Source organism: Micromonospora cremea, assembly GCF_900143515.1.
Lineage (GTDB): Bacteria > Actinomycetota > Actinomycetes > Mycobacteriales > Micromonosporaceae > Micromonospora > Micromonospora cremea.
This window is the reverse complement of record NZ_FSQT01000002.1, coordinates 1538576-1562941: the sequence shown is the minus strand read 5'-3', so window position 1 is coordinate 1562941 and position 24366 is coordinate 1538576. Positions and strand designations below refer to the sequence as shown.

At 72.5% G+C, this 24366-nt stretch carries 27 protein-coding genes; 18 read left to right on the top strand and 9 right to left on the bottom strand.

Annotated elements, in window-relative coordinates; all coding sequences use genetic code 11:
• The first annotated feature begins 62 nt into the window (after positions 1 to 62).
• On the top strand, positions 63 to 1082 hold the full coding sequence (locus tag BUS84_RS20625) for a hypothetical protein (RefSeq protein WP_084757539.1): 1020 nt from the start codon (positions 63 to 65) through the stop codon (positions 1080 to 1082).
• Positions 1083 to 1470: 388 nt separating this feature from the next.
• Here BUS84_RS20625 and BUS84_RS20620 read toward each other — a convergent pair whose 3' ends face one another.
• Together BUS84_RS20620 and BUS84_RS20615 are read right to left on the bottom strand one after the other, a co-directional pair.
• Positions 1471 to 2751, bottom strand: coding sequence for an MFS transporter (locus tag BUS84_RS20620; protein WP_074314840.1), 1281 nt, complete (start codon positions 2749 to 2751; stop codon positions 1471 to 1473).
• A 117-nt stretch (positions 2752 to 2868) separates the two neighbouring features.
• Entirely contained in the window at positions 2869 to 4155 is a 1287-nt protein-coding gene (locus tag BUS84_RS20615) for an MDR family MFS transporter (RefSeq protein ID WP_074314838.1), read from the bottom strand.
• Between the two features lie 152 nt (positions 4156 to 4307).
• Here BUS84_RS20615 and BUS84_RS20610 point away from each other — a divergent pair, with 152 nt between their 5' ends.
• A complete protein-coding gene (locus BUS84_RS20610) occupies positions 4308 to 5075 on the top strand; it encodes a phosphoglyceromutase (protein ID WP_074314836.1) in 768 nt (255 codons plus the stop codon).
• A 58-nt stretch (positions 5076 to 5133) separates the two neighbouring features.
• On the opposite strand, the gene phoU is transcribed toward BUS84_RS20610, so the two are convergent.
• Entirely contained in the window at positions 5134 to 5787 is a 654-nt protein-coding gene (phoU, locus tag BUS84_RS20605) for a phosphate signaling complex protein PhoU (protein ID WP_074318960.1), read from the bottom strand.
• Between the two features lie 203 nt (positions 5788 to 5990).
• Between phoU and BUS84_RS20600 the strand changes: the two genes are divergently transcribed.
• Positions 5991 to 7274 (top strand): sensor histidine kinase, encoded by a 1284-nt coding sequence (locus BUS84_RS20600; RefSeq protein WP_074314834.1) that lies wholly within the window; start codon positions 5991 to 5993, stop codon positions 7272 to 7274.
• Positions 7275 to 7297: 23 nt separating this feature from the next.
• On the top strand, positions 7298 to 7981 hold the full coding sequence (locus BUS84_RS20595; RefSeq protein ID WP_074314832.1) for a response regulator transcription factor: 684 nt from the start codon (positions 7298 to 7300) through the stop codon (positions 7979 to 7981).
• Between the two features lie 89 nt (positions 7982 to 8070).
• On the opposite strand, the gene BUS84_RS20590 is transcribed toward BUS84_RS20595, so the two are convergent.
• From BUS84_RS20590 to BUS84_RS20580, 3 genes are read right to left on the bottom strand one after another with little or no spacing between them, the layout of a single operon-like run.
• The gene (locus BUS84_RS20590; RefSeq protein WP_074318959.1) at positions 8071 to 8454 is read right to left on the bottom strand and encodes a type II toxin-antitoxin system death-on-curing family toxin; all 384 of its coding nucleotides are present in this window, start codon (positions 8452 to 8454) and stop codon (positions 8071 to 8073) included.
• Positions 8454 to 8654 (bottom strand): ribbon-helix-helix domain-containing protein, encoded by a 201-nt coding sequence (locus tag BUS84_RS20585; RefSeq protein WP_074314830.1) that lies wholly within the window; start codon positions 8652 to 8654, stop codon positions 8454 to 8456. The genes BUS84_RS20590 and BUS84_RS20585 overlap by 1 nt, the downstream gene beginning before the upstream one ends.
• A 43-nt stretch (positions 8655 to 8697) precedes the next feature.
• Positions 8698 to 9495 (bottom strand): DUF3109 family protein, encoded by a 798-nt coding sequence (locus tag BUS84_RS20580; RefSeq protein ID WP_074318958.1) that lies wholly within the window; start codon positions 9493 to 9495, stop codon positions 8698 to 8700.
• An 80-nt stretch (positions 9496 to 9575) separates the two neighbouring features.
• Between BUS84_RS20580 and BUS84_RS20575 the strand changes: the two genes are divergently transcribed.
• Both BUS84_RS20575 and BUS84_RS20570 read left to right on the top strand, forming a co-directional pair.
• Positions 9576 to 10520, top strand: a complete 945-nt coding sequence (locus BUS84_RS20575) for a Ppx/GppA phosphatase family protein (RefSeq protein WP_074314828.1) — start codon at positions 9576 to 9578, stop codon at positions 10518 to 10520.
• A 77-nt stretch (positions 10521 to 10597) separates the two neighbouring features.
• Complete coding sequence (locus BUS84_RS20570) at positions 10598 to 11404, top strand: sugar phosphate isomerase/epimerase family protein (protein ID WP_074314826.1); 807 nt, start codon at positions 10598 to 10600, stop codon at positions 11402 to 11404.
• 39 nt (positions 11405 to 11443) lie between these two features.
• Here BUS84_RS20570 and BUS84_RS20565 read toward each other — a convergent pair whose 3' ends face one another.
• The 3 genes from BUS84_RS20565 to BUS84_RS20555 are packed head-to-tail and all read right to left on the bottom strand — an operon-like array spanning position 11444 to position 13490.
• Positions 11444 to 12031, bottom strand: coding sequence for a CGNR zinc finger domain-containing protein (locus tag BUS84_RS20565; RefSeq protein ID WP_074314824.1), 588 nt, complete (start codon positions 12029 to 12031; stop codon positions 11444 to 11446).
• A gap of 18 nt (positions 12032 to 12049) precedes the next feature.
• A complete protein-coding gene (locus tag BUS84_RS20560; RefSeq protein WP_074314822.1) occupies positions 12050 to 13216 on the bottom strand; it encodes a glutathionylspermidine synthase family protein in 1167 nt (388 codons plus the stop codon).
• Position 13217: 1 nt separating this feature from the next.
• Positions 13218 to 13490, bottom strand: a complete 273-nt coding sequence (locus BUS84_RS20555; protein ID WP_244298657.1) for a hypothetical protein — start codon at positions 13488 to 13490, stop codon at positions 13218 to 13220.
• 85 nt (positions 13491 to 13575) lie between these two features.
• On the opposite strand from BUS84_RS20555, the gene BUS84_RS20550 reads away from it, so the two are divergent.
• The 12 genes from BUS84_RS20550 to BUS84_RS20495 all read left to right on the top strand — a co-directional run bounded on the left by BUS84_RS20550 (position 13576) and on the right by BUS84_RS20495 (position 24364).
• Positions 13576 to 14496 (top strand): proline dehydrogenase family protein, encoded by a 921-nt coding sequence (locus BUS84_RS20550; RefSeq protein ID WP_074314820.1) that lies wholly within the window; start codon positions 13576 to 13578, stop codon positions 14494 to 14496.
• A 106-nt stretch (positions 14497 to 14602) separates the two neighbouring features.
• On the top strand, positions 14603 to 15403 hold the full coding sequence (locus BUS84_RS20545; protein ID WP_074314818.1) for an alpha/beta fold hydrolase: 801 nt from the start codon (positions 14603 to 14605) through the stop codon (positions 15401 to 15403).
• Positions 15396 to 15995 carry a TetR/AcrR family transcriptional regulator gene (locus BUS84_RS20540; RefSeq protein ID WP_074314816.1) on the top strand — a complete coding sequence of 200 codons (600 nt, stop codon included), beginning with the start codon at positions 15396 to 15398 and terminating at the stop codon, positions 15993 to 15995. Before BUS84_RS20545 ends, BUS84_RS20540 begins: the two co-directional genes overlap by 8 nt.
• Complete coding sequence (locus tag BUS84_RS20535; RefSeq protein WP_159451054.1) at positions 15992 to 16330, top strand: YrdB family protein; 339 nt, start codon at positions 15992 to 15994, stop codon at positions 16328 to 16330. The genes BUS84_RS20540 and BUS84_RS20535 overlap by 4 nt, the downstream gene beginning before the upstream one ends.
• 107 nt (positions 16331 to 16437) lie before the next feature.
• Entirely contained in the window at positions 16438 to 17727 is a 1290-nt protein-coding gene (locus BUS84_RS20530; protein ID WP_074314814.1) for a hypothetical protein, read from the top strand.
• Positions 17728 to 17768: 41 nt separating this feature from the next.
• On the top strand, positions 17769 to 19160 hold the full coding sequence (locus tag BUS84_RS20525) for an efflux RND transporter periplasmic adaptor subunit (protein ID WP_143728467.1): 1392 nt from the start codon (positions 17769 to 17771) through the stop codon (positions 19158 to 19160).
• A complete protein-coding gene (locus BUS84_RS20520; protein ID WP_244298656.1) occupies positions 19157 to 20086 on the top strand; it encodes an ABC transporter ATP-binding protein in 930 nt (309 codons plus the stop codon). Before BUS84_RS20525 ends, BUS84_RS20520 begins: the two co-directional genes overlap by 4 nt.
• A complete protein-coding gene (locus tag BUS84_RS20515; RefSeq protein WP_074314812.1) occupies positions 20083 to 21267 on the top strand; it encodes an ABC transporter permease in 1185 nt (394 codons plus the stop codon). Before BUS84_RS20520 ends, BUS84_RS20515 begins: the two co-directional genes overlap by 4 nt.
• A gap of 226 nt (positions 21268 to 21493) precedes the next feature.
• The gene (locus tag BUS84_RS20510; protein WP_007465625.1) at positions 21494 to 21703 is read left to right on the top strand and encodes a helix-turn-helix domain-containing protein; all 210 of its coding nucleotides are present in this window, start codon (positions 21494 to 21496) and stop codon (positions 21701 to 21703) included.
• Positions 21704 to 21952: 249 nt separating this feature from the next.
• Complete coding sequence (locus BUS84_RS20505) at positions 21953 to 22054, top strand: 30S ribosomal protein bS22 (RefSeq protein ID WP_007465623.1); 102 nt, start codon at positions 21953 to 21955, stop codon at positions 22052 to 22054.
• 121 nt (positions 22055 to 22175) lie between these two features.
• Positions 22176 to 23249 (top strand): NAD-dependent epimerase/dehydratase family protein, encoded by a 1074-nt coding sequence (locus BUS84_RS20500; RefSeq protein WP_074314811.1) that lies wholly within the window; start codon positions 22176 to 22178, stop codon positions 23247 to 23249.
• Between the two features lie 314 nt (positions 23250 to 23563).
• Positions 23564 to 24364, top strand: a complete 801-nt coding sequence (locus tag BUS84_RS20495) for a lysophospholipid acyltransferase family protein (protein ID WP_244298881.1) — start codon at positions 23564 to 23566, stop codon at positions 24362 to 24364.
• Positions 24365 to 24366: the final 2 nt, after the last annotated feature.

Sequence of the window (24366 nt, the reverse complement as noted above, 5' to 3'; positions counted from 1 at the left end):
AACGACAGACCGGCAACCAGACGCCGAACACTCCCGGAATTTCCGAGTCGGATATCTCCGGGATGCGGGTGGACGACATCCGCGGGCAACTGCGCAAGCGCGGGGTCTCCGGGATCTCCGCCCTGCGTAAGCCCGACCTGGTGAAACAGTTGGTGCGCTCGCTGCGTGCCGAGGGCGGCGGCGCGGGCCGGGGCAGCACCGGGCCGGCCGGCCGGGCCGCCGGCACCCGGGCGTCGGCGGGTCGCGCCGCCGCGACGAAGAAGTCGGCGGCCCGGGCGGCGCCGAGCCGTGCGAAGGCCGCACCGGCGAACAAGAGCGCCCCCGCGAAGCGGGCCGCGGCCAAGAAGACGACGGGCGCGAAGAAGACGACGGCGGCGGCCAGGAAGACGACGGCCGCGAAGAAGACGACGACGGCGGCGGCCAAGAAGACGGCCGCCGGCAAGAAGACGACGGCGCCGGCGAAGAAGACGACAGCGGCGAAGACAGCGACCGCCCGCAAGACAGCGGCCGCGCGCAAGACGACGGCCGCGCGCAAGACGACGACGGCCCGGACCGCCCCCGCGCGCAAGGCGCCGGCAAAGAAGGCTCCGGCCCGGCCGTCGGCGGCGAAGCGGACGGCGCCTGCCAAGCCGGCGGCGAAGCGGACCGCGCCTGCCAAGCCGGCGGCGGCGGCGACGACCAAACCGGCCGGCGGCGGTACGGCGGCTGTCGGGATCCGGACGGGCCGGGACACCGGACGGTCGGCTCGCAGCTCGCAGGTGATCTCGTCGATCGCGGACCGGCCGGAGCGCCCGGGACGGAGCCTGATCACCGCGAATCACGAGGTCATCCAGCGCTGGGCGCAGGAGCGCGGGGCGAAGCCGGCGACCATCGCCGGCACCGAGCGGGAGGGCCGCGCGGGAGTTCTGACCTTCAACATCCCCGGTTACCGGGAGAGCAGCCGGATCCGTGAGATCACCTGGGATGAGTGGTTCCACACCTTCGACCTGCGCCGGCTGAACCTGATCTACCAGGAGCAGATGCGCGACGGCCGGCAGAGCAACTTCTTCCGGACCGAATCACCCGATCGGGAGGACGGTTGAGGTGTTTGCGGGAATGCGCGAGGGGTATGCGGCTGTTGCCACAGACCGAGGCCCGAACTGCGAATACTCGTCAGTTGTGATCGGCGAGACAGCGATCTGGGTTGAATCCAGAATCCGGGCGAACTAACTTTATTGCACCGCGCCACGCTTGGAAACGTTCGGGGGAGCGGCGGATCGATCAGATCCGCGCACCAGGCGAGGCGCGAGGGGACGGGTGGATCAACCGTTGGGGGACGGTGCCACCTGTTTGGACCGGCGGCGCGAGCGGGCGACGCTTACGGGGGTGAGTGTTGCCCGCCGCCGCCGGCCCCGCCGGCGGGCGCCCACCACGACCATCAGGCCGTGGTGGGCGCTTTGCGTGTGTCGTACCCCGTGGTCGGTGAGCCGGTCAGGCGGCCGGTACGCGGTCCCCGGACGGTGTCGGCTCTCGGTCGGCGACCCGGCGCAGCGCGGCGACGTGCCGCTCCCGGGGCGGCCCGGCCAGCAGGTGCCCGAGCGCGGCCAGCAGGCCGAGCCCACCCACGATCAGCCAGTGCCGGTCGCCGAGGTACTGAAGGCTCACCCCGCCGAGCGTGGGTGCGACGAACGCCGCGGCCGGGAACGTCAGATAGAAGACCGACTGGTACCGCGCGCGCAGCTGCGGCGGTGCCAGGTCCGCGTTGATCTGCGCGTTGGGCGGGGCGGCGAGCATCGAGCCGACCGTCCAGACCACCGCGGCGCCCAGGTAGACGGCCAGCTCGTCGGCGACCGCGAGCGCGCCGAAGCCGACCGCGAGCAGGGCGGTGGAGGCGGCCAGCACGACGTCCTTGCGGTGCCGGTCGATCAGTCGGGGCACGAACAGTTGCCCGAGCACGATGAGCGCGCCGCCGAGCGCCACGACCAGCCCGTACGCCGAGGGGCCCAGGCCGTCCGCGCGCATCGCCAGGGGCATGATCGTCTGGGTCTGTAGGGTGAGCATGGCCAGCACGAACGTGAGCCCGACGAAGACCAGGAAGGTCCGGTCGGTGAGCGCGGTGTGCAACCCCGGGCCCCGGGTTCGGGCGCGACTCTTCGTCGGCCGCGTGGGTTGGCGCGCACTCCGCCGCAGGGTTTCCGGCACCTTCCACCCGATCACGGCGGCGGCGGCGAGGGTGGCGGCCGCGTCGACCAGGAACAGCGCGGTGAAGCTCGCCTCGGCCAGCACCCCGGCGAGCACCGAGGCGACCGCCATGCCCAGGTTGAACGCCCAGAACTGGAGGTTGAACGCGCGTGAGCGGCGCTGCGCGGGCACCACGTCCACGATCGCCGCGACGAAGGCCGGGCTCGGCATGGAGTGCACAACGCCGACCAGTGCCGAGAGCACCGCGATCAACAGCAGGGGTCGACTGAAGGCCAGCGCCACCATCAGGACGGCGGTGACCAGGTGCGCGGCGAGCAGAGTGGCCCGACGGCCCCACCGGTCGGCCAACACCCCGCCGAGCAGCACGCCGGCCGCCCCGCCCGCCCCGTACGCCCCGACCACCGTGCCGGCCAGCGCCTCGCTGGCTCCTCGCGCGGCGGTGAGGTACAGCGACAGGAAGAGCATGGCGAACGCGCCCGCTCGGTTGATGAGCAGGCCGGCCCAGAGGTACCAGAAGGTGGCGGGAAGCCCACCCGCGGTGTCGTGCCACCAGCGCCGCAGGGCGTGCACCCGACCTCCCGACACTTCGGTTTCCTAACTGTTTCCCGTGAACGGTAGGAAATCGGCACGGGTCCCGCCACTCGATTACCTGATCATGGACCCGGCGGCGCGGCAATCAGGCCACGGTCAGGCGGCCGCCGGCTCGGGCTGCGCCGCTGGCGGCGGGGTGGCGCTGACCGGCGCCAGCGCCTCGCCGGTGCGGCGCAGGGCGGTGGCGCGCCGCTCCCGGGCCGGGCCGGACACCAGGTGTGCCACCGCGGTCACGATGCCGATCCCGGCACAGGCGAGCCAGAGCGTGGCGTTGCCGGCGTGCTCGCGCACCAGGCCGCCGAGGATCGGCGCACAGGCACCGGCGATCTGCCACGACAGGGAGAACACGCCCTGGTAGCGCCCGCGCAGCTCGGCTGGGGAGAGTTCGGCGATCAGCGTGGAGTTGGACGGTGAGTTCAGCATCTCGCCGACCGTCCAGATCAACACGGTCAGCCCGTAGAGCCAGACGGTGCCGGCGAACGCGGTGAGTCCGAACCCGGCGCCCATCACCACGGCGGCCAGAGCGAGCACGTGCGAGCGGCTCCGGCCCCGGATTAGCCGGGGCACGAAGAGCTGGCCGATCACGATCAGGACGCCGTTGAGCGCGATCACCGAGCCGTAGGTGGCGGGGCTGAGGCCGTCGTCGCTCATGGCGATCGGCAGCATCGAGATGTGCTGGAGGAACACCAGGGCGGCCAGCAGGTTCAGTGCCACGAAGCCGAGGTAGACCCGGTCGCTGAGGATCGTCCGCAGGGCGCCGCGCGGGGCCTTCGCCGCGGCGGCCGCGCGGCCGCTCTGCCGGGTCTCCGGCACCCGGGTGAAGATGATCAGCGCGGTGATCAGCATGGTGGCCGCGTCGACCACGAACAGCAGCAGGTAGTCGGCCTGCGCGGCGAGGCCGGCGAGGACGGCGGCGCAGGCGAAGCCCAGGTTGATCGCCCAGTAGTTGAGCGAGAAGGCGCGCAACCGGTCCTTCGCCGGCACCACGTCGATCATCATGGCCCCGAACGCGGGCCGAGCCGCCTCGGCGAACATGCCGAGCAGCAGAGCACCCAGCGCCACGGCCCAGAGGTCCTTGGCCAGCCCGAGGGCGAGCATCATGGTGGCCGCGCCCACGTGCGCGGTGAGCAACGTGGGTCGCCGGCCCCACCGGTCGGCCAGGGTGCCGCCGGCGGTGGTGCCGACCGCGCCGCCGACACCCCACAGCCCGAGCACCAGACCGGCCTGGGAGGCGGAGAAGCCGCGCTCCTGGGTCAGGTAGATGGCGAGGAAGACGAGGACGAACGAGCCGAGCCGATTGATCAGCGTGCCGGTCCACAGGTACCAGAAAGTGGTTGGCAGGCCGCCGGTGGTGTCCCGGAACCAGCTCCGCATCGTCCGCATGTGGCGCCCCCGCTTGCAAGTAATGACCGATGTGACTTCAGCGCCTTACAACCTAGTCGGGTGCAGAGTCGCTGGTCACCAGCTTTTTCACGTGGTGGTCGTCACGACGGGTGCCTGCGTGTCCCGGCAGCGGTTGAGGCAGGATGATCCGCATGACTGCGAGCGAGGGGCCCACCGTCGGGACGCTGGTCCTGCTGCGGCACGGCGAGAGCGACTGGAACGCCAAGAACCTCTTCACCGGCTGGGTGGACGTCGACCTGACCGAGAAGGGCGAGGGTGAGGCGCGGCGCGGCGGCGAGCTGATGCGCGAGCACAGCCTCCTGCCGGACGTCGTGCACACCAGCGTGATGCGCCGGGCGATCCGCACGGCCGAGCTGGCGCTCAACGCCGCCGACCGGCACTGGATCGCGGTGCGTCGGTCGTGGCGGCTCAACGAGCGGCACTACGGCGCCCTGCAGGGCAAGAACAAGAAGCAGACCCTGGACGAGTACGGCGAGGAGCAGTTCATGCTCTGGCGCCGGTCGTACGACACCCCGCCGCCGCCGATCGCCGACGACGACGAGTGGTCGCAGGTGGGCGATCCGCGGTACGCGCTGCTGCCGACCGAGCTGATGCCGCGTACCGAGTGCCTCAAGGACGTCGTCGAGCGGATGCTGCCCTACTGGTACGACTCGATCGTGCCGGACATCCTGGCTGGGCGGACGGTGCTGGTGGCCGCGCACGGCAACTCGCTGCGGGCCCTGGTCAAGCACCTCGACCAGATCTCCGACGAGGCGATCGCCAAGCTGAACATCCCGACCGGCATCCCGCTGCGCTACGACCTCGACCCGCAACTGCGCCCGCTCACCCTGGGCGGCACCTACCTCGACCCGACCGCCGCCAAGGCGGCGGCCGCCGCCGTGGCCAACCAGGGCCGCTAGACGTTAGGAAGGGCCCCTTGTTGTCGCTCTGCGACAACAAGGGGCCCTTCCTTGCAGGTCAGCTGCTGGTGGGGGAGGTCTCCCCGGTGATCAGGTAGACCACGTGCTCACCGGCGTTGACCGCGTGGTCGGCGAAGCGTTCGTAGAAGCGGCCCAGCAGGGTGGCGTCGATCGCGGTCTCCACCCCGTACGGCCAGTCGTCGCCGAGCAGCACCGCGAACAGGTTCTTGTGCAGCTCGTCCATCGCGTCGTCGTCGCGGTCCAGCTCGCCGGCGAGGTCGGCGTCGGGCTTCGCCAGCACCGAGCCGATCTTCACCGCCATCCGGTCGGCGATGTCCGCCATCTCGGTGAAGATCGCCCGCAGCTCAGCCGGTACGGCCGGCGAGGGGTGCCGGCGCAGCGCGGTCTTCGCCACGTGGTCGGCGAGGTCGCCCATCCGCTCCAGGTCGGCGGCCACGTGCAGTGCGGTGATCATGGCCCGCAGGTCGGAGGCGACCGGCGCCTGCCGGGCGAGCAGGTCACACACCCGCTCCTCCACGTGCCGGTAGAGGTCGTCGATCTCGGCGTCCCGCTCGATGACCGTCTCGGCGGCCTGCCGGTCGGCGGTGAGCAGGGCCCGGGTGGCCTGGCGCATGGCGGCGCGGACGCCCTCCGCCATGTCCACCAGCAGTTGGCTGACGATCTGGAGGTCGGCCCGGAACTCGTCGCGCATCATCACGTCCTGTGGTCGGTCGCCGCCGACGGGTGCCGGCGCAGGGGTTGAGCAGGTGCGCCGCCAACGGTAGGTGGCGCGGGCGGACCCTTGATGAACCCCGGTGAACGACGCCAGACGCGGGGGTGAACATCTGCGAAAGTGAGGGTGATTCGTCCCGGTCTGTGTGGTAGCCAGGTTAACAATGACCCTACGATCGCCGGGTGGAGTGGGCGGTGGCGGTCGTGGTGGCCGTGGCGTTGGTGGCCGGGTTGGCCGCCGGTTTCCTGCTGTCCCGGTTCCGGCCGGCGCGAGAGGGCCTCTCCACATCGACGGGGAGCGCAGGCTCCCGCTGGAGCAGGGGGAGGCCCGCGATAGCCGACGAGCAGCAGGCCGGGCTCGGCCGCCGGACGATCGACTCGCTCCGGGCCGGTGTCGTGGTGCTGGACAACGACGACGTGCCCGTGCTGATCAACCCGGCCGCCCGCGCGATGGGTCTGCTGCGCACCGGCAGCACCCAGGGCTCGATCGCCGCGCACCCGCTGATCCGTACCCTCGCCGGCCAGGTGCGGCGCACCGGGGTGCGGCGCGAGATCGAGCTGGACCTGCCCCGGGGTCGCGACAGCGCGGGGGAGAACCCGCTCGGCGTGCACCTGCGGGCGATGGGCCTCGGCAACGGCTTCATCGCCGTGGAGGCGGTCGACGTGACCGAGTCGCACCGCCTGACCCGGGTGCGACGTGACTTCGTGGCCAACGTGAGCCACGAGCTCAAGACACCGATCGGGGCGCTTCAGCTGCTCGCCGAGGCGTTGCTCGACGCCACCGAGCCGGCCGAGGCCGCGGCACCCGACCTCTCCGAGGACCTGGTCGCCGCCCGCCGGTTCGCCGAACGAATCCAGCACGAGTCGACCCGGCTGGGTCGGCTCGTGCAGGAGTTGCTGGAGCTGACCCGGTTGCAGGGCGCCGAGCCGCAGCCGCCAGCGGAACCGGTCGCGCTGGACTGGGTGATCGCCGAGGTGGTCGACCGGACCCGCACCACGGCCTCCGCCCGGGGCGTCGAGGTGTCGGTGACCGGGGAGCGCGGCCTCACCGCGTACGGCAGCGACACCCAACTCGCCACCGCGGTGGCGAACCTGGTGGAGAACGCCATCAACTACTCGGGTGCGGACACCACGGTCCGGGTCACCATCCACGGCGACGAAGAGCACATCGAGATCGCCGTCGCCGACCAGGGCATCGGCATCGCGCCGACGGACGTGGACCGGATCTTCGAGCGGTTCTACCGGGCCGACCAGGCCCGTTCGCGTGCCACCGGCGGCACCGGGCTCGGCCTCGCCATCGTCAAACACATCGCGAGCAACCATGGCGGACGGGTGGAGGTGTCGAGCACTCTTGGTGGTGGATCGACGTTCACCCTCCGGCTGCCCGCCCGTCCACCGGACGACCTGCTGGCGACACTGCCGCCGGCTGGGATCGAGGCCGGTCCGGCCGAGCTACGGCAGGTCTGACAGCAATGGAAAGGAAATCCCCGTTGAGCCGCGTTCTGGTGGTCGAGGACGAGGAGTCGTTCTCCGACGCCCTGTCGTACATGCTCCGTAAGGAGGGCTTTGAGGTTTCGGTCGCCGCGACCGGCACCGACGCCCTCACCGAGTTCGACCGAACCGGCGCTGACATCGTGCTGCTCGACCTGATGCTGCCCGAGATGTCGGGGACCGAGGTCTGCCGGCAGCTCCGGCAGCGGTCGGCCGTTCCGATCATCATGGTCACCGCCCGCGACAGCGAGATCGACAAGGTGGTCGGCCTGGAGATCGGCGCCGACGACTACGTCACCAAGCCGTACTCGCCCCGCGAGCTGGTGGCCCGGATCCGGGCGGTGCTGCGCCGGCAGAGCCCGGAGGTGGCCGACTCGGGTGCCCCGACCCTGGCCGCCGGCCCGGTGCGGATGGACATCGAGCGGCACGTGGTGACCGTCGACGGTGGTGCCGTACAGCTGCCGCTCAAGGAGTTCGAGCTGCTGGAGCTGCTGCTCCGCAACGCCGGCCGGGTGCTCACCCGGGGTCAGCTGATCGACCGGGTCTGGGGCGCCGACTACGTCGGTGACACCAAGACGCTGGACGTGCACGTCAAGCGGCTGCGCTCCAAGATCGAGCCGGAGCCGTCCGCGCCGCGTTTCATCGTCACCGTCCGGGGTCTGGGCTACAAGTTCGAGCCGTGATCGGCGTACCGAAGGGGCCCGGGCTCGGCGTGGGCCCCTTCGGCATGTCGACGCTCGGCCAGCGGACGACAGCCGGCCGGCAGACCGAATCAGAACAGCTTGCGCAACGCGACGCTGATCTCGGCGACCTCCGTCAACCGGCTCTCCGCCACGCTGATCACCAGGTCGTAGGCCGTGTCCTGGTCGGTCTCGTCAAGCTGGTCCACGGTGACGGCTCGGTTCTGGAGCAGGAAGGCGACCGTCACGATCCAGCCGATCCGCTTGTTGCCGTCCACGAATGCATGGTTGCTGACCAGTGAGTGCAGCAGTGCTGCCGCCTTCGTCCACAGGTCGGGGTACGCGTCCTCGCCGAACACACTCGTCTGCGGTCGGGCCACGGCCGACTCCACGAGGCCGGCGTCCCTGATCCCGACGCTGAGCTTACGGGCGATGCCGGCCACGTCGGCGAGCGTCGGGTAACGGACCTCCGCCATCACTCAGCCAGGCGAGCGAGCAGCGTGGCATGCCGTTCGATGATCTCGTCGGCGAGGTCACCGAACTCCTTGGCGTTCCGCCGTGCGAGGTAGTCGTCGATCGCTGTGACGACGACGGCGTGCATCGACCGCGCTTCCTCGTCCGCGACGAGACGTAGTCGCCGTTCGCGTTCGTCGTCAAGCCGGAGTGTCATGGCCATCCGAAAATGATAGCAAGATTGCTACCAAGATCAGCGGAAGTGGTCAGACCTCGTCGGCGGGGTGCGGGGCGACCAGGCCCTGCTTCGTCCGGGCCGCGCACAGCTCGGCCAGCCGCTCGTACGCGGCCGCGCCGATCAGCGCGGTCAACTCGGGCCCGTACGAGAGGTACATCGGCTCGGTGCCGACGTGCGCGTCCGTCGAGGAGGTGCACCACCAGTCGAGATCGTGCCCGCCGGCACCCCAGCCCCGCCGGTCGAACTCCGACAGGGTGGAGACCAGCACCTTGCTGTTGTCCGGACGCTTGACCCAGTCCTGGTCCCGTCGGATCGGCAGCTGCCAGCAGACGTCCGGCTTGTACTCCAGCGGGTGCACGCCGTCGCGCAGCGCCTGGGCGTGCAGGGCGCAGCCGCCCCCACCTGGGAAGTCGGCGTCGTTGAGGAAGACGCACGGCCCGTCGGCGCCCTGGGTGGCGGTCCGGCGGGCCGGGTTCTTGCCGTCGATGGTGTCGTTGTCGGTCCAGTTCTTGACCCCGCGCCGGAAGTGCTGCCAGGTCGACGGGGTGAGCAGTTTGACGGCGGTGCGGACCCGCTTCTCGTCGTCCGAGTCGGTGAAGAACGCCCCGTGCGAGCAGCAGCCGTCGGCGGACCGGCCAGCGATGATGCCGTGGCAGCCCCGGCCGAAGATGCAGGTCCAGCGGGAGAGCAACCAGGTCAGGTCGGCCCGGATCAGGTGGGTCTCGTCCGCGGGGTCGGCGAACTCGATCCACTCCCGGGGAAAGTCCAGCGGCACCTCGCGGCTGCGCGGGTCACCCGGATCGTCCACCAGTACGCGGAGCTCCATCGTCACCCGGCCCAGCCTACGCGCGGTCCCCTTCGCGGGCCGGCGAGCCGCGCAAACCTCTTGCACCTAGGGTTCTCACCATGCGACTGGGTGTCCTCGACGTCGGATCCAACACGGTGCACCTGCTGGTGGTGGACGCGCACCACGGCGCGCACCCGTGGCCGGCGCACTCGGAGAAGGTGGTGCTCCGGCTGGCCGAGCAGATCGGCCCCGACGGAGCGCTGACCGACGCGGGCGCGGACGGTCTGGTCAAGGCGGTCGGCATGGCGAAGGCGGCGGCGGCCGGGCTGGAGGCCGACGACCTGATCGCGTTCGCCACGTCCGCGGTTCGGGACGCCACCAACGCGGCCGAGGTGCTGGCCCGGGTCCGCGACGAGACCGGCGTACGTCTGGCGGTGCTCTCCGGTGCGGACGAGGCGCGGATGACCTTCCTGGCCGTGCGGCGCTGGTTCGGCTGGTCGGCGGGGCGGCTGCTGGTGCTGGACATCGGGGGCGGCTCGCTGGAGGTCGCCGCCGGGATCGACGAGGACCCGGACGCCGCGATCTCGCTGCCACTCGGCGCCGGCCGGCTGACCCGGGAGCGGCTGCGGGTCGACCCGACCAGCGCGGCACCGCCGTCCGCGGAGGCCGTCGACAAGCTGCGGGAGTACGTGAACGGCCGGCTGGACAAGGTGATCGACCAGATGACCGAGGTCGGCTGGGACCGGGCGGTGGGCACCTCGAAGACGTTCCGCACCCTGGCCCGGCTGGCCGGGGCGGCGCCGTCCGGGGCCGGGCTCTGGACGCGGCGCAGTCTGACCCGCGCCGGGTTGCGGCAGGTCATCGGCTTCATCCGGCACATTCCGCCGGCCCAACTGATGGAGCTGGAAGGGGTCAGCGCGGGCCGGGCCCACCAGCTGCTGGCCGGCGCGGTGGTCGCCGAGGCGGTGATGCGCCGTCTGGATCTGGAGTCGCTGGACATCTGCCCCTGGGCGCTGCGGGAGGGGGTCATCCTCCGCCGGCTCGATCAACTCGAACCGGTGTAAACCGGGGTGGGTGGTTCCGGGTGGTTTGCCGGCGCTCGTCACGATGGTGTGGGCGCCGCCGGGCTACCCTGGCTGATGTGACTTCCCGCGTTCCCGTCCTCCTGTCCAGCTCGTCGGTCTTTCCCGAGCCGACCGCGGCGGCGTTCCAGCTGGCCGCGGCGCTCGGCTACGACGGCGTCGAGGTGATGGTCTGGACCGACGTGGTCAGCCAGGACGCGGGCGCGCTGCGCGGCCTCTCCACGCACTACGACGTGCCGGTGCTCTCGGTGCACGCGCCCTGCCTGCTGGTCACCCAGCGGGTGTGGAGCCCCGACCCGTGGGAGCGGCTCCGCAAGGCCGCCGAGTTGGCCGAGACGCTGGGGGCGCCGACCGTCGTGGTGCACCCACCGTTCACCTGGCAGCGCGACTACGCGCGCCGGTTCACCGAGGGGCTCGCCGCCGTGGCGGACCGGTTCACCGGGCTCCGCTTCGCGGTGGAGAACATGTACCCGGTGCGGATGGCGGGCCGGCGGTTCGTCCCGTACGTGCCCGGCTGGGATCCCACCGACACCGGGTACCCGTCGTACACCCTGGACCTGTCGCACTGCGCGGCCTCGCACAGCGACCCGCTGGAGATGGCCGACCGGATGGGCGCAGGGCTGGCCCACGTGCACCTCGGCGACGGCACCGGCGAGGGCCGCGACGAGCACCTGGTGCCCGGGCGCGGCACCCAACCCTGCGGGGAGCTGCTCTCCTCGCTGGCCGGGCGGGCCTTCACCGGTGCGGTCGCGGTGGAGGTGGCGACCCGGGGCGCGAAGAGCCGCGCGGTGCGCGAGGCGGACCTGCGCGCCGCGTTGGAGTTCGCCCGCCAGCACCTGACCGCGCCGTCTCCGGTCGACGCCTGACCCCTCGACGAGGGCGCCGCGGCGTCGACCGGTACGACGTCAGCTGACCGGGGTGAGCGAGTCGGCGCCGGCCGTCGGCTGTGCGGCGACCGTCACCTGCTCGCCGACCGCGGCCCGCTTACGGGCCCGGTGCGCCGCCACGTGGGAGCGGGTGGCGCAGCGCTCGGAGCAGAACCGCCGGCAGCAGTTGGACGACGTGTCCAGGTAGACGTTGCCGCACCGCTCGTCGGCGCAGACGCCGAACCGGGCGCTGCCGTACTCGCAGAGCCAGACCGACAGTCCCCAGACCGCGCCGGCCAGGTATTCGGCGCTGACCGACGCGCCCCGGCTGGTCACGTGCATGTGCCAGTCGCTGGAGTCGTGCCCGGAGATGCGCGGCTGGACCGGGAACGCCTCGAGCATCGCGTTCAGCTCCGTCACCGCCTGGGCGTCCCGCCCCGAAGTGCCGTACTCGAAGACGTCGCGCAACCGCTTCTGTGCCCGCCGGAAAATTGCGACATCCCGGTCCGCGACCTCGTCGCGCATCCAGGCGTTTTCGTCGGGGAAGAGGGCCCGCAGGTCGTCGAGGTCGTCCAGGCGGGCGTTGACCAGGTCAACGCCGGTCCGGGCGTACGCGTCGAAGTTCACGCCCCAACGGTAGACGACTCACGGGGTGCGCGGCGCGTCGATGTAGTGCGGCAAAAACCGCGCGTAGCCGTCGGTGATCAGACTGGCGCTCTCCCGCACCCCCACCCCCGCCGATTCGCCGTCGACGATCCAGCTGCCCAACACCATCCGGTTGCCATCGAACTGCGGCAACGCCCGGAACTCCTGGTAGCACCAGCCCTCGTCGCCGTAGATCCCCGGGTTGGTGATCTCCTGATCGGGGGTGACGATGCGCACCGAGCCGCCCTCCCGGCCCAGCAGCGGCTTGGCCACGTACTCCGGCATGTCACGCGGCGAGTCGAGGTACGCCGGCAGCAGGTACTCGTGACCGGGGTACAGCTCCCACAGGACCGCGAGCAGCGCCTTGTTGGACAGCAGCAGCTTCCAGGCCGGCTCGATCCAGGTCGTCGGGGTGCCCGGGGCCAGGGCGGGCGGCCCGTACGGCTCGGCCAGCATCCACTCCCACGGGTAGAGCTTGAAGCAGGTGGTCACCGGGCGGTCGGCGGCGTCGACGAAGCGCCGGCCGTCCCAGCCGATGTCCTGGATCGGCAGCAGTTCGACGGTCAGGCCGGCCTGCCGGGCGGTCTCGGCCAGGTAGCCGGCGGTCATCTGGTCCTCGCCCGACTCCTCCTCGTTCGACCAGAGCACGTGCACGCGGGGGTCGTGCAGGCCGGCCCCGATCTTCGCCCAGTCGGCGACCAGCCGCTCGTGCAGGCTGTTCCACTGGTCCAGCTCCGGCCGGGTCTGCTCCAGCCAGTACCACTGGATGATGCTCGCCTCGACCAGCGCGGTCGGGGTGTCCGCGTTGTACTCCAGCAGCTTCGGCGGCCAGACGCCGTCGTAGGCGAGGTCGAAGCGCCCGTAGAGGGTGGGTGGCGCCTCGCGCAGCGAGCGAGCCACCGCCTCGGCCGCCCAGGCCGGGATGCCGAACTCGGCGTACCGGCGGTGGGCCACCACGTGCTCGGCGGCGGCGACCGACATCCGGTGCAGCTCCTCTGTGGCCTCCTCCAGTCGCAGCACCTCGTCCAGGTCGAAGGCGTACGCGGCGGTCTCGTCCCAGTACGACATGACCCCGCCGTCGGGTAGCTCGGTGTCGACGTAGACCAGCCCCTGAGCCCGGATGGTGGCGTCCCAGTCGGGTCGTGGCGTGAACTGCTCGCGGCGCACCTCAGCCGCCGCAGGCGGCGAGGTGGGTGCCGAATCCCCCGCGCTCGGGCAGGGCCGCGACCGTCGGCTCCGGGACGGCGCGGCCGGCGGCCGGGTCGGCGACCCGCATCGCGAGCGCGACCGTGTCGCCGCCGCCGACCGGCCCGAGGGCGCAGTCGTCGTCATCATCGTCGTCCGAGGTCATGTTGCAGCCGGAGAGGGCGAGCGCGAGAGCGGTGAGCGCGCCGAGCTGCACGGAGGCCGACCGGAGCCGGCGGCGGGGGCGTTGGTCCACGGCATCGTTGTAGCCGATCGACGCCACCGCCGCAGCCCCGGCCGCCCCTCGGCGGGGGCACTGGCAGGGGCGTTACGCTCGGCTCATGCTCCGTTCCGTCATCCTCGCCGCCTCCCGGTCATCCCAGGTCGAGCGGCTCGTCGCGACCGCCCCGTTCACCCGGGACGTCGTTCGCCGGTTCGTCGCCGGCGCCGCCACCGACGACGCGTTGCGCGCGACCCGCGGACTCGTCGACGACGGTCTGGCGGTCACCCTCGACCACCTCGGTGAGGACACCGTCACTCCCGAGCAGGCCACCGCCACCCGGGACGAATACCTGAAGCTGCTGAAGATGCTCGGCGGCGCCGGGCTGACCCCGGCCGCCGAGGTGAGCGTGAAGCTCTCCGCTCTCGGCCAGATGTTCGACGAGCAGCTGGCGTACGACAACGCGCGGGCGATCTGCGCGGCCGCCGACACGGCGGGCACCACGGTCACCCTGGACATGGAGGACCACACCACCACCGACTCGACGCTGGAGGTGCTGGAGAAGCTGCGCAAGGACTTCCCGTCGACGGGCGCGGTGCTCCAGGCGTACCTGCGCCGGACCGAGTCGGACTGCCGGGAGCTGTCCTCGGCCGGGTCACGGGTGCGGCTGTGCAAGGGCGCCTACAAGGAGCCGGAGTCGGTGGCGTACCAGTCGGCCCGCGAGGTGGACAAGTCCTACGTCCGCTGCATGAACATCCTGATGTCCGGCGACGGCTACCCGATGCTGGCCACCCACGACCCCCGCATGATCGCCATCGGCGAGGACCGCGCCCGCTGGTTCGACCGGGGGCCGGAGCGCTTCGAGTTCCAGATGCTCTACGGCATCCGCCCCGACGAGCAGAAGCGGCTGGTCGACGAGGGCTACACCGTGCGCACCTACGTCCCCTACGGCGACGAGTGGTACGGCTACCTGATGCGCCGGCTCGCCGAGCGCCCGGCCAACCTCGTCTTCTTCGGCCGCGCCCTGATCTCCAAGAAGTAATCCGGACGGACCGGGCCGACGGGCCGGCGGTGACCCGTGTGGTCCCGCCGGCCCGTTTCGCGTGTCCGGGTTGACGATCCTGGCTAATGAGACTAGCTTTACGGCTATGACAGTTAGCCAGGTGCGGCGGGGCAACGGACACATCGCGTACGAGGTGCACGGGGAAGGCCCGCTGGTCGTCCTCTCGCACGGCATGGGGGAGAACCGGGGCAGCTTCCGGCACCTGGTGCCGCTGCTGGTCGCGGCCGGCCACCGGGTCGCCTCGGTCGACGTTCGGGGGCACGGGGAGTCCAGCGTCGGCTGGCCCACGTACGCCCCGGCGGAGGTCGGCGCAGACCTGCTGGCTGTGGTCCGCGACCTCGACGCCGGGCCGGCCGTGCTGGTCGGCAGCTCGTCGAGCGCGGCGGCGGTGGTCTTCGCCGCGACCGACGCGCCCGAGCTGGTCGCCGGCATCGTGCAGATCGGCGCGTTCGTCGGTCAGTCGAAACTCAACCCGGTGATGCGGGTGGCGCTGGCGTTGGTGCTGCGCAGCCCCCAACTGTTCGGGATGTTCCACAAGACGCTCTTCCCGGTGCACCGGCCCGCCGACGACGCGGTCTACCGCCGGTCGATGGTTGCCAACTTGCGCGAGCCCGGGCGGATGGCCGCGGTGCGCGGCGTGGTGGTGCCGGTCGAGCCGCACTGGACCGCCCGCGCCCCGCAGGTCGGGCAACCGGTGCTGGTGCTGATGGGTGCGAAGGACCCGGACTTTCCCGACCCGGGTGCCGAGGCGCGGGCGGCCCGCCGGCTGTTCCGCACCGCCGAGGCCCGGATGATCGAGGAGTCCGGGCACTACCCGCACGCGGACCGGCCGCAGCGCACCGCCGACGAGCTGCTCGGGTTCCTGGCGGTGTGCGCCGGTGCCTAGGGTCGGCCTCAACCAGCAGACCGTGGTGCGGGAGGCGGCCCGGCTCGCCGACGAGGTCGGCTACCAGCAGCTCACCCTCGCCGCGCTCGCCAGCCGACTCGGTGTCGCGCTGCCCAGCCTCTACAAGCACGTCCGGGGTGCGGACGCGCTCACCCAGAAGCTCTCCGCGCTGGCCACCGCGGAGCTGGCCACCGAGCTGACTAACGCCGCCGTCGGCCGCTCCGGCGGGGAGGCCCTGCGGGCGGTCGCCGACGCGTACCGCGACTACGCCTGCCGGCACCCCGGTCGCTACCCGGCCACCCAGCGGGTGCCCGACCCGGCCGACCCCGAGCACGTCGTGGCGGGCGAGCGGGCGGTCGGTGCCATCTACGCGGTGCTGCGCGGGTACGGGCTCACCGGCGAAGAAGCGGTGGACGCCACCAGGGCGCTGCGCAGCGCCCTGCACGGATTCGTGTCGCTGGAGGCCGCGGGCGGCTTCGGTCTGCCCCGCGAGGTGGACCGCTCGTACCACCAACTGGTCGCCGGGATGGATCTCGCGTTCCGGTCCTGGCCCCGCGCTCGCGGCATCGTCGACCAGGCGGACCAGCCGTGATCCGGGCGTTCGGGCTGCTCCTGGTCTTCCTGCTGGAGTTGGCCGTCCTGGCCATCGGCGCTCGGTGGGGCTGGTCCCTGAACGTACCCACCGCCGTCCGACTGCTCGCCGCTGTCGGTGTGCCGCTGCTGCTCGCCGGGCTCTGGGGCGTCCTCGGCTCACCTCGTGCCCGGGTCCCGCTGCGCCCACCGGCCAAGCACGCCTTCCAGGCCGGCTGGTTCGTGCTGGGCGGCGGGATGCTCGCCCTGCTCGGGCAGCCGTGGCTCGGCCTCGCCCTAGTCGTCGTCTGGGCGGTCGTCACCATCCTGCTCCGCCGCGCCGGCCGCCCGGCCTGAGTGGCACCCCTGGCCGGGCCCGGCGGCGTCCCTGGCCGTGGTCCGCGGAGTGGGTCGGGGTCGTGCCGGCCTCGCCCGATCGGCCGGCAGGTCGTACCCTTCGCCGGGTGACCGACGGGGTGCATCAGCCATCACTGCGGCGGCTTTGGCCACTGTGGACCGGGCTTGTGGTGATCGTCCTCCTGCTGGGCTGCGGCATGCCGGCGCTGCTCGTGGTGGGAGTGGTACGGGAGGCCGGGGGCCGGGCCACCGTTGGACGCATCGGCGCCTCGGCGAGCGAGGACCCGGCCACCGCGGTCGCCCGAGGGCTGGCCGACCGGATGACCGCCCAACTTCAGCGCCAGTCCACGGCGCTGCTGGGCGGCGACCGGGCCGGCTTCCTCGCCGTCGCCGAGCCCGCCGCTCAGGCCGACCTGCGCCGCCGCTTCGCCGCGCTGCGCGCGCTCAAGGTCACCGTCTGGCGGGCCGAGCCGAGCGGCCTGCCGGCGCCGGTCGTCGGCAAACCGGGCGAGTGGCGGTTGCCGGTCCGCTTCCAGTACTGCTTCGTGACCCCGGACTGCCGCCCCAGCCCGGTGCTGATCGGCACCCGCTGGCGGGAGAACGGTGCCCAACTCCTGCTGGTCGCCCTGGAAGAGTCCAGGTCGGCGGAGACCGGCACCCGGCCCTGGGAGATCAGCGACCTGGCCGTGGCGATCGGCCCGCGGACCATCGTGGCCACCACTCCGGCGCTGCGCGGCAAGTTGCCCGGCCTGCTCGCGCAGGCCGAGGCGGCGGCCAAGGTCGCCGACGGGTACGTGGTGGACGGGTCGCCACCGGACCGGTACCGGATCTTCTACGCCGGGCGCAGCGAGTGGCAGCGCTGGTACGGCGGCGGACGGCCACAGTGGACCGGCGGCTACGCGGTGACGGTGGGCGGCGGTCACCACGAGGTGGTGCTCAACGCGGACGGGCTGCCCAGCAGCGGCGCCGACGACCTGCTCCGGCACGAACTGACCCACGCCGCCTCGCTGCCCGAGCGCGGCTATCCGGGCAAGACGACCTGGTGGCTGGTGGAGGGGCTGGCCGAGTACGCGGGCGCCGGTGGCCAGCCGGTCGACCGGTACGAGGGGCTCGCCCAGGTGCGCAAGCTGGTCCGGAGCAGTTGGGACGGCCGGCTGGAGGGCGTCACCCCCGCCGACGACGCCCCCGCCGATCGGGTCGGCGGCAGCTACGGCGTCGGCTACCTCGCCGTCCGGCATCTCGTCGACCGGTACGGGCCGCAGCGGCTGCTCACCTTCTTCGAGGCCGTCGTGCACGAGCGCAAGACGTTCGCGGTCGCCGCCGAGCAGGCGTTCGGGGAGCAGTGGTCGACGTTGCACGACGAGTGCGTGGCGTACGTCCGCGCCGCCGCCGCCTGACGGCCCGTGGGGGTCGTGGCGGTGCGCCGTACGATCGATGGGTGCGCCGCACCCAGTCGCCGCGGCCTACCCACGTCACGCGGCCCCGCCTGCTCACCGCCCTGACCGCCGTCGCCGTCCTCACCGCCACCACCGCCGCCTCGTGCGGCGACGACCAGCCGCCCGTCACGCTCGCCTCGGCCGCCCGCAACCCGGTCACCGAGGTGATCGACGCGCCGGCGACGGTGACCGCCCGCGCCGCCGCCACCCTGACCGCCCCCGCCGACGGCACCCTGTCCAGCCTGCGCGTCGAGCCGGGCCAGCGGGTGAAGCGAGGCCAGGTGCTCGCCGTGGTCGCCTCCCCGTCGGCGCAGGCCCGGCTGCGCCAGGCCCGGGAAGCGCTGGACGCCGCCAGGCGCGCCGGCCGGGGTGTCTCCACCGGCGACCTGACCGGCAGTCGGCGCGGCACCGACAAGGCCGCCGACGAGGCGTTCGACGCGGCCCGCAAGGCCGCCGAGAAGATCGCCGACCCGCGGCTGCGGGACGCGCTGCTGACCCAGGTGACCTCCGCCCAGCGGCAGTACGCCGCCGCCGCGCGCACCGCCGACCAGGCCGTCCGAGCGGTGCAGCGGGGGATCAGCGGGCTGAACTCCGCCGTCGGCGCGCTGTCCGCGGCGCAACGGCTGCAGGCCCAGCAGGCGTACGACCTGGCGAAGGCGACCGTCGACGCGCTGACCCTGCGCGCCCCGATCGCCGGGGTGGTGCAGCCGGGCGGCACCCGGAGCGGCGGCGGCCCGACCGGTGGCCTCGCCGGGCTGCTCGAGCAGGTCGGTGGCGCCCAGGCGGCCGGGATCGACCCGTCGGTGCTGGCACCCGGCCAGGGCGGGCCACCCGCAGGGGTGGACGACGCGGTCGCGGTGGGCGGCCAGGTCGCCGCTGGTACGCCGGTGCTGACGGTGGTGGACACCGGGCAGCTGGGGCTGCTGGCCGAGGTGGACGAGACCGACGTGCTGCTGGTCAGGGCCGGTGTGACCGCGACGGTCGAGCTGGACGCCGTCACCGGCGCCAGCTACGACGCCACGGTCCGCTCGGTCGACGTGCTTCCCACCAACTCCGCCCAGGGCGGTGTCACCTACCGGGTACGCCTGGCGCTGGGCGCCGGGAAGCTGGCCGAGGACGAGCCGGCCCCGACGCCGCGCCCCGGCATGAACGCGATCGTCCACCTGCGGGTGCGCGAGGCCACCGACGCGGTGACCGTCCCCGCCTCGGCGGTCTTCTCCGCCGACGGCCGGGACGCCGTCTGGGTCGTCCGCGACGGCAGGGCGGACCGGGCGCCGGTGACCGTCGGCGTCCAGGGGTCGGACCTGGTGCAGATCCTCGACGGCGTGCAGGCCGGCGACCGGGTCGTGGTGCGTGGCGCCGACCAGGTCCGCGACGGCCAGGAGGTGCGGTGACCGGCTTCCCGCCGGCGATCGAGGCGGTGGACGTGTCCCGGACGTACCAGCTGGACGGGGTGTCGATCGAGGCGCTGCGCGGCGTGTCGCTGGTCGTGCGGCCGGGTGACTACGTGGCGCTGGTCGGGCCGTCCGGGTCGGGCAAGTCCACTCTCATGCACCTCCTCGGCGGGCTCGACCGGCCCACCGGGGGCCGGCTGGTGATCGGCGGTCGGGACGTCAACGCCCTGTCTCCGCCGGAGATGGCCACCCTGCGCAACGAGACGATCGGCTTCGTCTTCCAGGCGTTCCACCTGCTGCCGCGTACCTCGGCGGTGGAGAACGTGGCGTTGCCGCTGGTCTACCGGGGTGTGTCGGCCCGGCAGCGCCGGGAGCGGGCCGCGGCGATGCTCGGCCGGGTCGGCCTCGGGCACCGGCTGGACCACCGGCCCAACCAGATGTCGGGCGGCGAGCAGCAGCGGGTGGCGATCGCCCGTGCGCTGGTCACCGAGCCGACGGTGCTGCTGGCCGACGAGCCCACCGGCAACCTGGACAGCGTCACGGGCGCGGCGGTTCTGGAGCTGCTGGAGCTGCTGAACGCCGAGTCCGGGGTGGCGCTGGTGATGGTCACCCACGACCAGGAGGTCGCGGCTCGGGCCCGCCGCCGGATCACCATGCGCGACGGCGTGGTGGTGGCGGACAGCGCCACCGACGACGGCGCCACCCACCTGCATGATCGACCGCTGTCCGTTGATCATGGTCGACCTGCGACACTGGTCCCCGCTCCCAGCGCGGAGCCCCGGTCCGTGTCCGGAAGCGGCCCGGGGCACCCGTCCGGTGGCTCTGGTGGCGCCGCCGGAGCCACCGGGCGCCTTCCGCACCCGCCGGTCAGCAGCCGTGGGACCGATGACGCCGGCGTGGTGACCGGCGACGGGAGCGAGTCGTGAGGGTCGCCGAGGCGTGGCGGGTGGCGCTGGACGCGTTACGGGCCAACCGTTTGCGCAGCGCGCTGACCATGCTCGGGGTGATCATCGGGGTGGCCTCGGTGGTCCTGCTGGTGGCCATCGGCACCGGCACCAAGCAGAAGGTGGAGCAGCAGGTCGAGGGGCTCGGCTCCAACCTGCTGCTGGTGGTCCCCGGCAGGATCGAGGTGGGCACCGCGCCGGTGGTCTCGCCGCTGACGCTCAAGGACGTGGACGCGGTCACCCGGGTGGTGGGAGATCCCGATCGGGTGGCGGTCACCATCGCCTCCGGGGCGACCGCGCGGGCCGGCGCCCGCTCCGACTTCACCACCGTGCAGGGCGTACTGGAGACCACCCCGGCGGTGTTCACCCGGTCGCTGGCCCGGGGCCGCTACCTCACCGGCACGGACGTGGACACCAGCCGGCGGGTGGCGGTGCTCGGCGACTCGGTGGCCCGCGCTCTCTTTCCCGACCGGGACCCGCTCGGGCAGCAGGTGACGCTGGCCGGCGTGCGGTTCCGGGTGATCGGCGTCTTCGCGCCGCTCGGGCAGAGCCTCGGCGTCGACCGGGACGACGAGGTGCACGTGCCGGTGACCGCCGCGCAACGGCTCTGGGGCACTCAGCGGGTGGACGGCATCGCGGTGAAGGCGCCGGACCGGGAGCGCATCGACGAGCTGGGCGAGCGGATCGTCGCCGAGCTCAACCGCCGGCATCCGGACACCGAGTTCAGCGCGGTCACCCAGCAGCAGATCCTCGGCGTGCTCGGCGACATCCTCGGCGTGCTCACCGGCGTGCTGGCTGCCATCGCCGGCATCTCGCTGCTCGTCGGCGGGGTCGGCGTCTCCAACATCATGCTGGTCAGCGTCCGGGAGCGGACGCGGGAGATCGGGCTGCGCAAGGCCGTCGGTGCCCGTCCCCGCGATATCGGTGTGCAGTTCCTGTTGGAGGCGGTGCTGCTCACCACGATCGGCGGGCTGACCGGGATGGCGCTCGGCGTGGGCACCGCACTGCTGGTGGACGCGCTGTCACCGATCCCGGCGGCGATCACCTGGTGGTCGTTGGCGCTCGCGTTCGGCGTGTCGGCGGCGGTGGGCATCGTCTTCGGGGTGGTTCCCGCGCAGCGCGCCGGCCGGCTCGACCCGGTGGTCGCGCTGCGCGCAGAGTGAGCCCCGGCCGCGACGGACCGGCACAACAACCGGACGGCGGACGCAGGCGGGGAGATACCGGGAGCGCGGATCGGGTGAACCGGCGACCGGAACATGATCAGTTGTACGAAGGGATCGCGCCGGTCACAGCCGCCCCGCTACCGTACTGGTAACACGCGCGTCGCCGGCCCGGCCCGGAGCATCCGTCGGGTTGGCACGCGCCGGGCATGGGATGGGTCGGTGAGCCATGGCCGGGTCGCAGTCCGACGGACGGCTGTCGGAGGTCAAGTTCCTCACCGTTGCCGAGGTGGCGACGGTGATGCGGGTGTCGAAGATGACGGTCTATCGCCTGGTGCACAGCGGTGAACTCACCGCGGTCCGGGTCGGCCGGTCGTTCCGGGTGCCTGAGCACGCGGTGCACGAATATCTCCGGGGTGCGTTTCAGGAGACCGCCTGAGCCACCGCCGCACTCACCGAGCGCGACGTAGCGGGAGCTTGCGGGCCCCGCGGTCACGCCCGGAAAGCGGCATCGACGGGGGCGCGTTGGTCCTGCTGACGCTCTCCGGCTACCCTGGAGCCCGACCGAGACCCCACCGGTGCGCCCCGCCGCCCAGACTGGTCCGGTCCGTTGTCCGCAAGCGGTCGCCGTCGCCACCTGCGTGGTGTCATCCGGTCCGCCCCGCACGTTGTATCGAAAGGCTGTCGTATGGGCTCGGTGGTCAAGAAGCGCCGCAAGCGCATGGCTAAGAAGAAGCACCGCAAGCTGCTGCGCAAGACCCGCGTCCAGCGTCGCCGTCTCGGCAAGTGATCGCCGCCGGGCTCACGGCCCGGCATCCGGCGTCACTTGCCACCTGTCGACCTCCGGAGGCTCAGGTGATCAGGCCGTGGTCGTCCCGGCTCGATCACTCCTGCCGGGGTAGGTGTGTCAGATGACCCCCGGTAGCACCTCAGGTGCTCCGGGGGTCGTCGTCGTCACCGGGGTCGGTCGTTACCTGGGCGCCCACGTGGCGGCCCGGCTGGCCGCCGACCCGCGCATCGAGCGGGTCATCGGGGTGGACGCGCCGGACCCCGGCGCCGAGTTCACCGACCTGCTGGACCGCGTCGAACGGATCCGCGTCGACGCCGGCTCGCTCGGCGGGCTCCTCGCCGACCTGGACGTCGACGCGCTGGTGCACCTCGCGCTGGTCAGCGCCCCCGACCCTCAGCACGGTGGCCGGTCGGCCATGAAGGACCAGAACGTCATCGGCACCATGCAGCTGCTCGCCGCCTGTCAACGGGCGCCCCGGCTGCGCAAGCTGGTGGTCCGCTCGTCGACCGCCGCGTACGGCGTGTCGTTCCGGGACCCGGCGGTGTTCACCGAGGAGACCGAGCCACGCGAGGTGCCGCGCGGCGGTTTCGGCCGCGACATCCTCGACGTCGAGGGGTACGTCCGCGGCTTCCGGCGTCGCCGACCCGACGTCACCGCGACGGTGCTGCGCTTCGCCCCGTTCATCGGCTCGACCGCCGACACGACGTTGACCCGCTACTTCGCGCAGCCGCTGGTGCCCACCGTTTTCGGCCGCGATCCCCGCTTGCAGTTCCTGCACTTCGACGACGCGCTGGAGGTGCTGCACCGGTCGATCGTGGAGGATCACCCCGGCACCTACAACGTCGCCGGCCCGGGGGTGCTCTCACTGTCCCAGGCGATCCGGCGCGCCGGTCGTGTGGCCGTCCCGGTGCTGGAGCCGGGCCTCTCCGGCGCTGCCGCGCTGGCCCGCAGCATGGGCTTCGGCCGCTACGGCCTGGACCAGGTCGATCTCTTCGTGCACGGCCGGGTGGTCGACACCACCCGGCTGGAGCGGGAGTACGGCTTCACGCCCCGCTCCACCGCCGCGGCCTTCGACGACTTCATCCGCGCCCACCATGGAGGGGTGGTGGTCACCCGGGACCACCTGGCCGCCGCTGAGCAGCTCGTCCTGGACGGCATCCGGCAGGTCCGCTCCGCCATGCGGGAGCGGTCGTGACCGGGTCGGGGGAGGGGCGTGACCCAGCGGGCATCGGGCGCTTCGACGTACCGCACGGGCCGACCGGACCGGCCGCGGAGCCGGCGCGGCACAACGGACACCGACCGACGGCCCGGGTCGCGCCGACCCCGGCGCCGGCCGACGAGGTCGACACCGCGGCCACCGACGAGCCGGCCGACATGGGCGGCCCGGCCACCGACGGGCCGGCCACCGGCGGCCCGGCCACCGGCGGCGAGCCGGGCGGCAGCGAGCCGGCCGTTCGGGATCGGCCGGGTGACCACTGGGACCGGAAGGTCGCGAACGGCCTCGCGTTCCTGCGCCGGCGGCTCTCCGGCGACTACGAGGTCGACGAGTTCGGCTTCGACCCGGAGCTGACCGACGCGATCTTCCACCCGCTGCTGCGGCTGCTCTACCGGGACTGGTTCCGCACCGAGGTGAGCGGGGTGGAGCACGTGCCCGTCGACGGGCCCGCCCTGGTGGTCGGCAACCACTCGGGCACGGTGGCGCTGGACGCGTTGATCCTCTCGGCGGCGCTGCACGACAAGCACCCCGCTCATCGCTACCTGCGCCTGCTCGGTGCGGACCTGGTCTTCCGTATGCCGGTGGTGTCGGAGATCGCCCGTAAGACCGGTGGCACGGTGGCCTGCAACCCGGACGCCGAGCGGCTGCTCCGCGGCGGCGATCTGGTCGGCGTCTTCCCCGAGGGCTTCAAGGGCATCGGCAAGCTCTACGCCGACCGGTACAAGCTGCAACGGTTCGGCCGGGGCGGCTTCGTCTCGGCGGCGCTGCGCACCGGCACCCCGATCGTGCCGGTCGCCATCGTCGGTGGCGAGGAGATCTATCCGATGCTCGCCGACATCAAGCCCCTCGCGCGGCTTCTCAAGCTGCCGTACTTCCCGGTCACGCCGACCTTCCCGTGGCTCGGGCCGCTGGGCATGGTGCCGCTGCCCAGCAAGTGGCTGATCCAGTTCTGCCCACCGATCCCGACCGCGCACCTGACCGACTCGGCGGACGACCCGCTGGTGGTCTTCAACCTCGCCGACCAGGTGCGGGAGACCATCCAGCAGACCCTGCACACGCTGCTGGAGCGGCGGCCGGACCCGTTCGGCCCCTGACG